Consider the following 649-nt stretch of genomic DNA (forward strand, 5'->3'; position numbering starts at 1 on the left):
TGGGTACTCGCTTCGCTCGCAGGGGAATAAGGGAGTAGGGCAGTACGGGAGTAGGGAGAAGCAAAAAGATTTGGCCGGCCGGGCTAAGAGCGCAACATATTCCCCTATTCCCCTATTCCCTTCCCGTCTGTCCCCGATGCCGCAGATAATGATCGGCGATAGCACAGGCAACCATTGCTTCGCCGATCGGCACGGCGCGGATGCCAACGCATGGATCGTGGCGGCCCTTGGTCATGATCTCGACGTCCCTGCCGTCCTTGTCGATCGACTTTCGCGGCGTCAGGATCGACGAGGTCGGCTTGACGGCGAAACGGGCGACGATCGCCTGGCCGGTCGAGATGCCGCCAAGGATGCCGCCGGCATTGTTGGACAAGAACACCGGCTTGCCGTCATTGCCGATGCGCATCTCGTCGGCATTCTGTTCGCCGGTGATGCGGGCGGCCTCGAAGCCGTTGCCGATCTCGACGCCCTTGACGGCGTTGATCGACATCAGGCCGGAGGCGATGTCCTGATCGAGCTTGGCATAGATCGGCGCGCCGAGGCCTGGCGGAACGCCGTCGGCGACGATTTCGATCACCGCCCCGACCGAGGAGCCCGCCTTGCGGATGCCGTCGAGATATCTAGTGAAGACCGGAACGGAGGCCGGATC

Annotated in this window: 1 protein-coding gene; it reads right to left on the minus strand. The window is 62.7% G+C overall.

Annotated features, from left to right (window positions below; translation table 11 throughout):
- Positions 1-112: 112 nt before the first annotated feature.
- Positions 113-649: chorismate synthase (locus tag EOC06_RS43380; RefSeq protein WP_245470002.1), on the minus strand; the 537-nt coding region annotated here is incomplete at its 5' end.

Origin of the sequence: Mesorhizobium sp. M7A.F.Ca.MR.362.00.0.0 (assembly GCF_004023175.1) — a bacterium.
Taxonomy (GTDB): domain Bacteria; phylum Pseudomonadota; class Alphaproteobacteria; order Rhizobiales; family Rhizobiaceae; genus Mesorhizobium.